This window comes from Mycolicibacterium septicum DSM 44393 (genome assembly GCF_000455325.1).
Lineage (GTDB): Bacteria > Actinomycetota > Actinomycetes > Mycobacteriales > Mycobacteriaceae > Mycobacterium > Mycobacterium septicum.
This window is the reverse complement of record NZ_HG322951.1, coordinates 2794558-2807404: the sequence shown is the minus strand read 5'-3', so window position 1 is coordinate 2807404 and position 12847 is coordinate 2794558. Positions and strand designations below refer to the sequence as shown.

Annotated in this window: 13 protein-coding genes; 1 reads left to right on the top strand and 12 read right to left on the bottom strand. The window is 67.5% G+C overall.

Going from position 1 to position 12847, the window contains the following annotated elements:
* A partial coding sequence (locus TX88_RS13200) for a cbb3-type cytochrome c oxidase subunit I (protein WP_209446978.1) occupies window positions 1-423 on the bottom strand: 423 nt, incomplete at its 3' end.
* 176 nt (window positions 424-599) lie between these two features.
* On the opposite strand from TX88_RS13200, the gene TX88_RS13195 reads away from it, so the two are divergent.
* Entirely contained in the window at window positions 600-1673 is a 1074-nt protein-coding gene (locus TX88_RS13195) for an iron-siderophore ABC transporter substrate-binding protein (protein ID WP_044517378.1), read from the top strand.
* Here the strand turns inward: TX88_RS13195 and TX88_RS13190 are convergent.
* From TX88_RS13190 to TX88_RS13140, 11 genes are all read right to left on the bottom strand, one after another.
* Window positions 1666-2727, bottom strand: a complete 1062-nt coding sequence (locus TX88_RS13190) for an isopenicillin N synthase family dioxygenase (RefSeq protein WP_044517376.1) — start codon at window positions 2725-2727, stop codon at window positions 1666-1668. The genes TX88_RS13195 and TX88_RS13190 overlap by 8 nt on opposite strands.
* Window positions 2724-3257, bottom strand: coding sequence for a hypothetical protein (locus TX88_RS13185; protein WP_044519372.1), 534 nt, complete (start codon window positions 3255-3257; stop codon window positions 2724-2726). Before TX88_RS13185 ends, TX88_RS13190 begins: the two co-directional genes overlap by 4 nt.
* The gene (alc, locus tag TX88_RS13180) at window positions 3254-4279 is read right to left on the bottom strand and encodes an allantoicase (protein WP_044517374.1); all 1026 of its coding nucleotides are present in this window, start codon (window positions 4277-4279) and stop codon (window positions 3254-3256) included. The genes TX88_RS13185 and alc overlap by 4 nt, the downstream gene beginning before the upstream one ends.
* Window positions 4276-5028, bottom strand: coding sequence for an aspartate/glutamate racemase family protein (locus TX88_RS13175; protein ID WP_044517373.1), 753 nt, complete (start codon window positions 5026-5028; stop codon window positions 4276-4278). Before TX88_RS13175 ends, alc begins: the two co-directional genes overlap by 4 nt.
* A complete protein-coding gene (allB, locus tag TX88_RS13170; RefSeq protein WP_044517371.1) occupies window positions 5025-6320 on the bottom strand; it encodes an allantoinase AllB in 1296 nt (431 codons plus the stop codon). The genes TX88_RS13175 and allB overlap by 4 nt, the downstream gene beginning before the upstream one ends.
* Window positions 6313-7164: an N-acyl homoserine lactonase family protein gene (locus TX88_RS13165; RefSeq protein WP_044517369.1), complete on the bottom strand. Its 852-nt coding sequence runs from the start codon at window positions 7162-7164 to the stop codon at window positions 6313-6315. Before TX88_RS13165 ends, allB begins: the two co-directional genes overlap by 8 nt.
* Window positions 7164-8744 (bottom strand): ABC transporter substrate-binding protein, encoded by a 1581-nt coding sequence (locus TX88_RS13160; RefSeq protein WP_044517366.1) that lies wholly within the window; start codon window positions 8742-8744, stop codon window positions 7164-7166. The genes TX88_RS13165 and TX88_RS13160 overlap by 1 nt, the downstream gene beginning before the upstream one ends.
* A complete protein-coding gene (locus TX88_RS13155; protein WP_044517364.1) occupies window positions 8741-9376 on the bottom strand; it encodes a cysteine hydrolase family protein in 636 nt (211 codons plus the stop codon). Before TX88_RS13155 ends, TX88_RS13160 begins: the two co-directional genes overlap by 4 nt.
* The gene (locus tag TX88_RS13150; protein ID WP_044517362.1) at window positions 9377-10381 is read right to left on the bottom strand and encodes an ABC transporter permease; all 1005 of its coding nucleotides are present in this window, start codon (window positions 10379-10381) and stop codon (window positions 9377-9379) included.
* Between the two features lie 17 nt (window positions 10382-10398).
* The gene (locus tag TX88_RS13145) at window positions 10399-11268 is read right to left on the bottom strand and encodes an ABC transporter permease (RefSeq protein ID WP_209446977.1); all 870 of its coding nucleotides are present in this window, start codon (window positions 11266-11268) and stop codon (window positions 10399-10401) included.
* Window positions 11268-12847, bottom strand: a 1580-nt coding sequence (locus TX88_RS13140; protein ID WP_044519370.1) for a dipeptide ABC transporter ATP-binding protein, incomplete at its 5' end; no start/stop codon positions are given. The genes TX88_RS13140 and TX88_RS13145, both read right to left, overlap by 1 nt.

The following is a 12847-nucleotide window of genomic DNA, read 5'->3' as shown; positions in this document are numbered from 1 at the left end:
GATGAAGCCGCCGAGGGCGATCAGCGCGCCGAACAGGAACAGCCAGAACGACAGGGCGTTCAGCCGCGGGAATGCCACGTCGGGCGCGCCGATCTGCAGCGGGAGCACCAGGTTGGCGAACCCGAACACGATCGGGGTGGCGTAGAACAGCAGCATCACCGTGCCGTGCATGGTGAACAGCTGGTTGAACTGCTCATTGCTCAGGAACTGCAGGCCAGGCATCGCCAGTTCGGTACGCATGAACAGCGCCATCAGTCCGCCGATGAAGAAGAAGGCGAAGCAGGCGACGCAGTACATGATGCCGATCAGCTTGTGATCGGTCGTCGTGATGAGCTTGTAGATCAGGTTGCCCTTGGGGCCCATCCGTTCCGGAAAAGGACGACGTGCCTCGAGTTCTCCGATTGGGGGCGCTTCGGCTACCAAGAGATCCTCCAAAGATTCGTCGGGAAATCCCGCTTATCGAACTGAATCCTAACGCTCCCGGCGGCCTCGGCGTCCCTGGGTCCTACAAACTGTCGTACTGCGTGGCGCCGCAGCGCCGCGTCTTTCGGCCGCGAGGTCCTGACCAGCGACTAAGCGGTGAATGTTACGGTCGCCCGGTGCTGACCAACCGACCCCGCGCCGCAGTCGCGGTGATCGCCGCGGCCGCGACCCTCGCCAGTGGGTGCGGCTCTGCCGAGCAGACGCAGCAGGCGCAGACGTCGATGACGACCAGTGTCACCAAGATCGCCGATTCCGGCGTGCTGGGTAATCAGCGCCGTCCCGACGAATCCTGCGCGGCCGAGCCGGCCGCCGTCGATCAGTCGGCGCGCGACGTCCGCAATGCCAGGGCAGAGGGCGCGGACATTCCGGAGTCCACTGAGGTGCGCGGCGACCCGCAGCGCATCGTCGCGTTGTCCGGAGACCAGCTCGATGCGTTGTGCGCGCTGGGTCTGCAGTCCCGCATCGTCGCGGCCGCACTTCCGGACGGTTCGTCCGAGCAGCCCTCCTATCTGGGCGCCGTCGTGCACGGGGTCGCCCCGGCCGGTTCCCGGAACGCGCCGGACCTCGAGGCCGTCAAGACGGCCAACCCTGAACTGATCCTCGGCTCCGCGAGCCTCACTCCTGCGTCGTTCGGCGCGCTGTCGGCGATCGCCCCGACCGTGTTCACCGGGGCGCCCGGGGCCGCCTGGCGCGACACACTGCGCGCGGTGGGCGAGGCGACGGGTCGCAGGGACGCCGCAGCCGACCTGATCGCGAAATTCGACGATGCCGCCCGCGACACCGGAGCCCAGAACGACGCCGGGCACTTCCAGGCCTCGGTGGTGCAGCTGACCGAGAACACCGTCCGCGTGTACGGCGCCGACACCTTCGCCGGCAGCGTGCTGGCCACGGTCGGATTGGATCGCCCTGCCGCGCAACGGTTTACCGACAAACCCTACGAAGAGCTCGGCACTGCCGACGCCGACTACCGCATCGCCGACGCGGACATCGTCTACGTCTCGTTCGCATCCGCGGCGGCCAAGGACAACGCACCCAAGATCCTGCAGAGCCCAGCCTGGCGGGCCCTGTCCGCCGCCAAGGACAACCGGGTGTTCGTGGTGAACAACGAGGTCTGGCAGACCGGTCAGAACATCGTGGCCGCCCGCGGCATCCTCGATGACCTGCGCTGGGTGAACGCCCCGATCAACTGATCCGGCCGTCGACTCCGTACACGGCCTGCTGGCCGAATTGGCCGATGGCCAGCGACCCGTCGGGTAGCACCAGTTCCCCCGCCTGCATGCGGCGGCGCAGATACGTGAAGGTCTGCGCGGTCTGGGCGAACAGATGCTCACCGGCTCGCAGCGCCGCACGCTGGGGCCCGTCGGCCGTGACGAACCGGGGCAGCGGTTTCACCTCGGTGTGATAGTCGACGTTGAAGAACAGCGGGAACGAGTAGCGCTCCTGCGCCACCCGGCGCACCCGGTGACTGGTCGCCACGAACGTTCCGTTGGTCCACAGTTCGAGCAGATCTCCGATGTTGACGACGAACGTCCCGTCCACCGGCGGCACGTCGATCCACTCGCCGGCGCCGTTGAGCACCTCCAGGCCGGGCGCGGTGGGCTTGAGCAGCGTGAAGCACTCGTAGTCGGTGTGCGCGCCGATACCCTGTCCGTCCTGCGCGTCGGCGTTGTACGGGTAGTGCATCAACCGGAGTTGGCTGGGTGTCTTCGTGGCGTGCCGGGAGAACACCTCGGGGTCCTCCCCCAGCGCCACCGCGAACGCCCACAACAGTTGCCGGCCGACGTCGATCACAGCCTGGTAGTAGGGCGTCACCGCTTCGGCGAATCCGGGGAGATCGGGCCAGGTGTTCGGGCCGAGCATCGGGTTGCCCGCCAGATGGTCGGGATCGTCGGCCGGCAGGTCGAGCGCGGTGTCGAAGGCTTCCTTCAGGTCGGGAGGGCTGTCGGATTCGAGGCCCTCCTCCCCTACCGGCACATAACCGCGGTGACACTGCGACAGCCCGATGTAGCTGCGCATCTTATCCTCCAGCGGCAGTGCGAAGAACTGCTTGGTGGCGGCGAGCATCCGCTCGAATACCGCTTCCTCGATGCCGGATCCGCTGATGTAGAAGAAGCCGACCTCACGCGCCGCCGCGCCGATCTCGGCCGCTACCCGTTCCCGCTCGTCCCGCCGGGGCGAACGCAGCCCGCTGATGTCGATGATCGGCACGGACATGAACGCCGCCAACGATGTTGTGCCACTCACAGATTCACTGTCCCTTCAGTTCGTTCCACGACCCAGAGCACGCCGTTGGCCTGAATCTGCTTATCTTCCAATGCGATGGCGAGTGCGGCCCATCGCGGTCCGCCCACCGTGTCGATCACCGCCTCACCGGCGCCCAGCCACCCGAAGATCGGCCCGACCCGCACCAAGAGGGCCTGGTCTCCGTCGGGTGCGCGCAGGAAAAACCCGCCGTGAGGCGTCGTCGGACACCGATCGCGCACCCAATGCTCGACGTAGTCCTCGTGCACGCCGGCCTCGATCAGCGTGTCACCGTCCCAACGCATCTCACCCTCGTCGGGAGCCGGGCCCGACGGCGTCAGCTCGACATCGCGTCGCCAGGAGAACACGGTGCCACGCTGGACCAGCTCACCGCCGAAGCCACGGGAGTCGACGTAGGCGCAGCCGGCCTGCAACCACAAGACGTCCGTTCCGGTGTCACGTGATCCGTCGGCCTCGATCAGTAGGGTGCGCCGCCACAATCCCGCGCAGTCCGATGCGAGAACATCGCTCACGAGCACTCCGTCCATTGCTCTCGAAGCTTTTGCAGCCCTTGGGCGGTCGGCGTTCCCGACGCGCGCACCCTGGCGATCCCGCCGTCGGGATACGCCTGCACCCGCAAGGCGGTGACGCCACGGGCATCGACCACGAACACCTGCCTGGCGTCGGCGGCCAGTCGGACGCGGCTGAGCACCGGAATGTCGAATGGCACCGCCGCCCAGCCATGTTCGTCGTCCGCCTGTACCCCGGTGCCGAGAACGGCCACCTCCAGCGACGCGTTGAACACGAAACAGGACGTGTCGATCTCGATGCGCTTCAGATCGCTCGGTACGGCGAAGGAGATCACCACCGCGTCGTGATCCTCCGGGCCGACGTCCCGGCGCCGGCGCGTTTCCCAGCCATCGCCCATGTTGCGCGGCCGGTCGGGGGCCACCAGCGAACCGGCATCGGAATAGAACGCGTCGCTGCACCATTCGACACGGCCGCCCTGTTCCAGACCGGACACCTCGATGGTGACGTCATTCCACAACGCCGGGTCGGGTATCACCTCGCCATAGGCGCGCAACCGAGCCACACCACCGTCGGTCGACAGAGACAGCCGTAGATGCGTCCAGCGACGGCGGTCGGTCACCGCCATCAGGTTGTTCGAATCGGGTTTCAACGCGGTGGATTCCACGATGGTGGTCCATTGCACGCCGGGATCCGTGGCGTCCGCGCTCGGTGCGAGCACGGCCGCCTCCAGGCGGCAGGCTTGCGGATGGTTGCCCGAGAAGGAGCGGGTGTCGACGTCGACGGCGCACAGCCGCCCCGGCGCACCCAGACGCACGATCGCCCAGTCGCCGCCGGGCCCGGCATGGCGACGGGTCTCCCAGCCGTCGACGACCTCCCCGCGCAGATCGAAGGTGCCCGGCACGAACGCCGGCTCGGCCGGATCGACCAGCCGCTCCTTGAAGCCGAACGATTCGTCGCTGGCGGCCACCACGCTGCCGCCGAGGACCCGTGAGGCGAGGTCCACCCCCGGCACTGCCGGGATCATCCGTCCACTCCGAGGGCATGCGAGATCGGCCAGTGGCTGCGCGGGTTGTCCGGACCCGGTGCGTAGACCCCGGCCTTGCTGGTCGACAACCCCAGTCCGACCACCGCCTGGGCGAGACCGACCGCCGCGGCAACCCCGTCGACGACGGGCACGCCCAGCTTGGCGGTGACCGCGTCGACGACCCCGGACATCCCCGCACACCCCAGGCAGATCACGTCGGCTCCGTCTTCGGTGACCGCTCGCGCTGCCTCGTCCACGATGGCCTGGATCGCGCCTTCCGGATCGGCATCGACTGTGGCGGTGTCGAGTCCGCAGGCCCGCACCGACGCACAGTGTGCGTCGAGCCCGGCCAGCAGCAGCCGGTCTTCGATCGGCGCGATCGATCGGGCGAGCGTGGTCACGACGGAGAACCTCCGGCCGATCAGATGCGCGACGTGAGCCGAACATTCGGCGATGTCGAACACCGGCACGGTCAGCATTTCGGCGAGGGCATCCCTGCCGTGCTCACCGAATCCGGCCACGACGACGGCGTCGAAATCGAACTCGCCGGCTTCGGTCAGCCTGGCGATCTGGTCCATCATGCCGACGGCGGCCAGGTAGCTCTCGGCTGCCGAGTCGATCGCCACGCTGCCGAACCGCGGTGCCAGACAGATGATCTCGGTACCGGCATGAGCCACTTCGGTGGCAGCAGCCGCGATCTCGGCGGTCATCGACCCCGACGTGTTGGGATTGAGCACCAGGATCCTCATGCGGCCACCGTCTCCAGCACCGGCACGCCGGCCACCCAGGTTTGCAGCGCCGCACCCCGGACCGTCACGCCGTCGTACGGGCTCACGCGGTGACGGTGGCGCAGATCATCGGTGCGCACGGGCGTCTCCGCATCGGGATCGAAGGCGCACAGGTCCGCCCGCAGACCCGGCGCGATGCTCCCCCGGTCGGCAAACCCGGCCAGCGCGGCGGGCTGCTGCGACATCCAGCGGCTCAGATCGGGCAGTCCGAACCCGCGTTGCGCCGCATGTGCCCACACCGCGCTCGGCCCGACCTGCAATGAGCTGACACCGCCGAAGGCCCGCCCGAAATCCCCGTCCGCCTTGAGCTTCGGGGAGCACGGTGAGTGATCCGACACCACCATGTCCAGGGTCCCGTCCAGCAGGCCGTCCCACAGCCGGTCGCGGTTGGCGGCGTCTCGGACAGGTGGGCAGGCGGCGAACTCCGTGCCGCCGTCGGGAATCGCCTCGGCCGTGAACGTCAAGTAGTGCGGACAGGTCTCGGCTGTCACCGGGATACCCGCGCGTTTGGCGTCGGCAAGCATCGGCAGCACGTTCGCACTGGATACGTGCACGATGTGGGCGCGGGCGCCACTCGCGGCCGCCGTATCGATCACGAGCCCCACCGCATCCTCTTCGGCGGCATCGGGACGGGAACGCAGAAACGACGAGTAGTGCCGCCCGTGCGGCGGCGCGCTGCCGGCGATAACCCGATGGCTTTCGGCGTGTACCAACAGCACCGAACCGAGTTCGGCGATCCGGCTCATCGCGGTACGGAACTGCGCGGGAGTCAGATGCCCGAAGTCGGGGTTCCCGGAGTCGGCGAGGAAGCATTTGAACCCGCGGACGTCCGCGGACGCCAACGCCCCCAGCTCACCGGGGTTCTCGGGCACGACGCCCGCCCAGAACCCGACGTCGACACGGCAGTTCCCCTCGGCCACCGCCTGTTTGGTCCGCAATGCCGCCACGGTGGTCGTCACCGGACGGCAATCCAGCGGCATGTCCACGATGGTGGTGATCCCCGCAACGGCCGCCGCGGCGGTTGCCGTTTCGAAACCCTCCCAGTCCGTGCCCGGTTCGTTGACGTGGACATGGGTGTCGACGAAACCGGGCAGCAGAACCGCGTGGGCCGGGACATCGATCTGGATCGGTGCCCGCACGTCGGCGTCCACTTCCCCGACGTCCGTGATGACTCCGCCGGTGACCGCCACCGACGCCGGCCGGAGCTCCCCGTCGATCAGCACCCGCTGCGCCCGGAGCACGAGATCAGCCATGATGGGCTTCCGCGGTGACGGGCCCGAAGCGCCCGTGGAAGTGCTCGGTCAGACCGGGCCACACCTCCGGGTCATGGCCGGGAATCAACTGGTATCCCTTGTCGCGCGCCAACTTCTTGAGCCTGCGGATCGGTTCGACCGTTTCCTCGGGCTCGACGTCGATGTACCCGCCGATGGGGAGTTCATGCTCGATGTTCTCCGTCAGATCCGCGGCATCGAACGCGAACACGAACCCGCCTCCGCCGACGGACTCGTCGAGCTCCACCACGGAACTCTGATGCCCTGGCGTGTGTCCGTACGTCGGGATCGCGGAGATGCCGGGAGCGATCGTGGCCTCCCCATCGGCCAGCCGCCAGTCGATGTTCGGATCGTCGAAGTCCACCCGGACGATCGCATTGCGTTCCGGCTCAGGGTGGTTCGACAGACCGTATTCGAGCTCGCGGCGCTGGGCATGCACCGGGACCTTGCCTGCGAACAGCTTGAGCCCGCCGGCATGGTCGTGGTGCAGATGGCTCACCGCGACGGTGTGGATGTCGTCGAAGTCCACTCCGACCTCGGCGAGCCGCTGCTCGATCGGCTCACCTGGCCCCGGTAGCACCGGTCGGTATTCCACCGTCGGGAAGAACCGCCGGTACAACGCGGGGTCCCGCACGAGCGCGGTGTTGAATCCGGTGTCGAGGAGCACCCAGCCCCCATCGGTCTGGAGCAACACGCCCGGAACGGGTTCGCGCATGCGCTCCGCGGCCGGCGCCCCGTACACCGACACCGATTTCGGCAGTTCCTCCCAACCCAGGGTGAGCAGGATGATGTGGCGGACTCCGCTCTTGCGGACCAGCGTCGCCATCAGCCCACCGAGAGCGCGGCGAGCCGCAGAGAGTTGGGATTGGTCACCACGTGGGACTGTTCGACGCCTTTGAGCCAGGGCTGGGCCACCATGAAGTCGTTGACGTCGGCGATGTTGAGCCAGCAGCCGGTCTTCACCGCTTCCAGCCCGGCCCGCGAGAACACCGCGGAGTCACCGGTGGGCAAGCCACTGGCCAACGCGTCGGTGACCGGCGGTGCCGAACAGCCCAGGTAGTTCAGCCCGCCGTCAGGATCCCACGAGATGTGCCCCCAGGTGTACGGCGACGGCGCGTCCGGCCAGGCCAGGGCGGTGAAGATCTCCGGAGCCGACTGACCGTCGGTACCGACCCAGCCGTAGATTTCTGACGTCGGGTAGGCCTGAACCTTGGCGGTCAGTCCCGCAGCGGCAAGCTGTGTCTGAAGCAGATTGCTGACCAGCTGATTATCGGGATTACTCGAGTCATAGCCGATCGTGATGGCTTTCTGGTCGGCGGGCAGTCCCCCGGCGATGCCGCTGAGCACCGACGGATCGTGAGCCACACCCTGATTGGCGAAGTCCGAGGCCATCATGTTGGGCGGATAGATCTGTCCGGCCACATCGCCGCGCCCGAAGTACGTCTGCTTGACCAGCTCGTCGACGTTGATCGCCTGCAGCACCGCGGTGCGGTTCTTGGCATCGGTCATCATGCCCTTGTGCGGGTTCACGTACAGGTAGTTGGACATCATGGTCGGCAGCGAGAAGTTCGCGAATGCCTTGTTGTCCAGATAGGACTGGACCGCTGACGAGGGCAGGTCATGCAGGATCGCGGCAAGCTGTCCGTTGTTGAACTGGAGCTGTTGCGCCGAAACGTCGGTGATCACCGGCATCTCGACCTTCTCGAAATACGGCTTGGCGCCCCAGTACTCCGGGAACGACGCCACCGCGTAGCGCGATCCGACCTCGGCCGCGGTGAGCGTGTACGGGCCGGTCCCCAGATCGTGGTTGGTCAGGTAGCTCTGTGCGTGATCGGAGCCCGCGTTCTGTTGGAGGCCCTGAGGACTCATCATCCTGGGCCCGTATGCGCACGCGAGATAATCGAGAAACGCCGCGTTGGGTGCCTTCAGGGTGACGGTGACGTCGTAATCACCGTGTGGGGTCACCGATTCCACGTCCTTGACCATGTAGGCCGGCCCCTGGTTGACCGCCAGTCTGCGATCGAAGGACGCCTTGACGGCATCCGCGGTGAACGGGGTGCCGTCATGGAACCTGACGCCTTCGCGCAGTTTGAAATCGAAGACCCTGTTGTCCGGCGACACCTTCCACTCGGTGGCAAGCAGAGGTTCCAGCACGGGCTTGTCGGTCCCCGCCTTGTACTGCAGCAGGCCCTCGTAGATGTTCGTGGTCAGCAGCAGACCCTGGCCGGCGTAGTAGATGTCAGGGTCGGGCGGCTGGCCCGGGTCCTGCAGGAACGACAGGTGCAGCACCTTGTCGGTCGGCGCCGCGCTGGGTGTGCCGCTCCCGGAATCCGCACCGCCACAGGCACTCAGCATCAACGCCGCCGCCGCACTCATGGCGGTCATGGTCTTCCATCGCTTGATCATCGGGCGGCTCCTTCGAGAACGGGTTGGGACGTGGCGAGTTCGGAGAAGGCGGCGAGGATCTCGTCGGAGGTTCGTAGTGCACCGGTCTGCAGGTACTCCATGGCGTCGAGCGCGGCATCGTGCCGGTACTGCGACGACCCGCCGACGCAGTCGGTGACGACTCGGACGTAGAAGTCACGCTGGTGGGCGTCGGCGAACGTGTAGTGCACACACACGTCGGTGAGTCCGCCGATGAGGATGAGCGTCGAGGCCTTGAGGCCCGACAGCACGATCTCGAAATCCGTTCCGATGAAACCGGAGTAACGCCGCTTCACGATGTGGAACTCGTCGGGCAGCGGCCGCAGGGTGGGTTCCAGGTCGGTGCCGGGCTGCCCCTCGACGCAGTGGACGCCCTCGGTGCCGTCGAGCTCGCGGCCGAAGTCGATGCCGCTGGGCCGGTGGACCTCCTGGAAGAACACCACCGGCACATCCGCCGCACGCGCTGCGGCGAGCAGCTTCTCGGCGACGGCGACGCGCTCGGCATGACCGGGCATCACCGGAATCCCGGCGTCCTGGGCCGACATTCCACCGCCTTCCTGTATGTCGACCACGACAAGAACTGGATTACCCACGATGAGTGGCTGTTTGGGCACCTAACCTCCTATTACTGCGATACGGGGATCGGCTGCCGCCTGGAGCAGGTCCACGGCGGTGTTGATGACTACATAGAGCGCACCCAACATCAAGGTGACGCCCGCGATGGCCGGGAAGTCGGCGACCGGGATGCTCTGCGCGATGTACTGGCCGATGCCCGGCCACCCGAACACCTGCTCGACAACGAGCACGCCCGAGAACATCAGGCCCACTTGAAGACCGGTCATCGACAGCGCAGACCCGACCGAGTTGCGCAGCACGTGCCGCGTCAGGATCCGGCCCTCGGACAGCCCCTTGGCCCGGGCGGTCCGCGCGTAGTCGCTGTCGATGTCGGTCATCAGGCTGCTGCGCAGCACCCGCCCGATCGCCACGGCAGGCCCGATCGCGATCACGAGGGCCGGCAGCATCAGGTGCTGCACGGCGTCGACCACCACGTCGAACCGGCCGTGCACAAGTCCGTCGACGGTGAGCAGGCCGGTCGGCCCGGTGGGCGGATTCGCCACCGCGATGCGCCCATTGGCCGGAACCCACCCCAGGTTCTGGTAGAACACGATCAGCCCGAGGATGCCGAGCAGGAACATCGGCGCCGCCGCACCGGTGAACAACACCGCCCGAAGTGCCTGCGCGCCAGGCCACTTCAACGTGGTGCTGAATGCCAGCAGGGCCGCCAGCACCAGTGCGATGGCGATCCCGAACATCGCCAGTTCCAATGTCGCCGGCAGGAAGCTGCCGAGGTCCGACAACACGGGGTGACGGGTGCGGTAGGAGGTTCCGAGATCACCGGTCACCGCACTGGTCAGGTAGTGCCAGAACTGTACGAGCACCGGCTGGTTCAAACCGAGTTCCTCGCGCCTGGCGGCAACCGCTTGCGCCGAAGCCTGTGCGCCCATCTGCGCCTTCACAGGGTCCAGCGGCGAGACGTGCTGGAGCACGAACATCACTCCGGTAAGGGCGATCAGGATGGCCACCATCGCACTCAGCCGGGAGGCAACGAAAGTCTTCACTCAGGCACTCCTCTCACTCAGCGGTTCTTCATCAGGTTGCGCAGGCAATCCCCGGCGATGTTGCCGACGAGCGCCAGAACCAGGACACCGAGACCCGGCATCACCGGGATCCACCACTGCTGCAGGAAATAACTGAGGTTCCGGGCCGAGTCGGCACCCAGTTCCGGCGCCGGCGCGGCCTGCCCGAGCCCGAGGAACGACAGTGCGGCCACAGTGAGGATCAGGGTGCCCAGATCCAGGCTGGCGGCGACGAGCGCGTTCGGCACCGCACCCGGAAGCAGGTGGCGCGTCGCGAGCCGGAATCGGCTCACCCCAGCGAGTTTGGCGGCCTCGACGTGTGGGCGGGCGGCCAGGCGCGCAACCTCGCCGCGTACCAGCCTGGCGTAGAACGGCCACCAGACGATCGACACCGCGATCAGGGTGTGCACGAAACTCGGTCCGAGCGCGGCGACTACGGCGATCGCGAGCACCGGGGCGGGCAGGGACAGGAACGCGTCGGTGATCCGCATCAGCAGCGAGTCGATCCAGCCTCCCGACGCGCCGGCGATCAGGCCGACCAGTCCGCCGATCGCCAGGCCGACGGCGACCACGACCAGCGCGGCGAACCAGCTGGACCGGGCGCCGTAGAGAACGCGGGACAGGATGTCGCGGCCGACGCTGTCGGTGCCGAGCAGGAATCCGTTCTTGCCCGGCGCTTGCAGCGGCATACCCACCGGTGTGAGCGGGTCGTGCGGGGCGATCAGCGGCACCGCGATGACGAGCAACGTCAGCATGATCACCATCGAGAATCCGGCCCAGTTGAGCACCGTGGACCGTGGCCATGACCACGACAACCGCAGGCGGGTACGCCCGCTGGCCAGCGTGGGGAACGCAACGGCTATCGCCATCAGACCGCCCGCCTTTCGATACATGCAACGTGATGGGGGTTGCCCGGTGTGCCCTCCAACCGGACGTCGAGTTCGCTACCCCCGCATGCCGGTACCGAGATCGGACATCGGGGGTGGAATGCGCAGCCGTCCGGCGGGGACAATGGGCTGGCCGGCTCGCCGGGCAGTACGTGTGATTCGCGGCCCAGGTCGGGGATCGCATCGACGAGTGCCCGGGTGTACGGATGGGCCGGGTCGCCGATCACCCGATCCGCCGGTCCGATCTCGACGATGCGACCCAGGTACATCACGGCGATTCGGTCGGCCACCACCCGGGCGACGGACAGATCGTGGGTCACGAAGACGACGGACATGTCCAGGCTGCGGCGCAGATCCCCGATCAGGTTGAGGACGGACGCCGCCAGTGACACGTCGAGCGCGCTGGTCGGCTCGTCGCACAGCAGCACCGACGGCGGCACGACGGTGGCCCGCGCCAGCGAAACCCGTTGGCGCTGACCGCCGGACAGCTCTCCCGAGCGCGCTTTGGCCACCTCGGCCGGAAGACCGACCCGTTCGAGTACCTCCGCCACGGCGGCACGGCGCTGAGCCGCCGACATCTTTGTGGCCCGCAACCGCTCGGCGATCAACTCACCGACGGACAGCCACGGTGTCAGCGAGGCCCCCGCGTCCTGGAAGACCATCTGCGGGCGTTGACCGCCGGCCACCTGGACGGATCCCGAGGTCGGACTCTCCAACCCGGCGATGATCCGCAACAGTGTCGACTTGCCCGAACCGCTCTCCCCGACCAGTGCCACGGATTCGCCCTGGCGCACACGCATCGTCACCCCGCGCAGTGCGTGCAGCTTTCCGTGATTGTCGGCCGAACGGTCCAGCCACCGCCGAGACACCGCGAACGTCTTGGTGACATTGGCCAGCGCCACAGCCGGTGGTTGGTCGGCGCTGTCAGGCTCCTTGACCGGGAACAACTCGCCGACGTCCGATGAGGCCACCACGCCGCCGATGTCCGCTATCGGCCGGATACAGGCGCTGACCCGTTGGGGTGCAACGACAACGGGTTCCGGCAGTGACGTCGAGCATTCTCCGGTGGCCGCGGTGCACCGCGGCTCGAAGGCACATCCGGGCAGCGGTGACGCCGGGCTGGGCACCGCGCCGGGCAGCGCCGCGAGCTTGCGGTCCCGTGCGGTCTCCAGGGTGAGCCGGCTGCCGAGGAGTCCTTTGGTGTAGGGGTGGGCGGGGCGGGCCAGCACCTCGGCGGCGGGGCCGATCTCGGCGATACGCCCCGCGTAGAGCACCGCGATCCGGTCCGAGATCTGCGCAGCGACACCCAGGTCGTGGGTGATCAGCACGATGCTGCAACCGATCTCGTCTCGCAACCGCTGCAGCAGCCGCAGCACCTGGGCCTGAACGGTGACATCGAGCGCCGTGGTCGGTTCGTCGGCGATGACGAGTTCGGGGTCACCCGCGACCGCCATCGCAATCATCACGCGTTGACGCAACCCGCCGGAGAGTTCGTGCGGATAGGCCCGCATCCGGCGCATGGGTTCGGGGATGCCGACCGCGGTGAGCAGTCGCAGCGCCT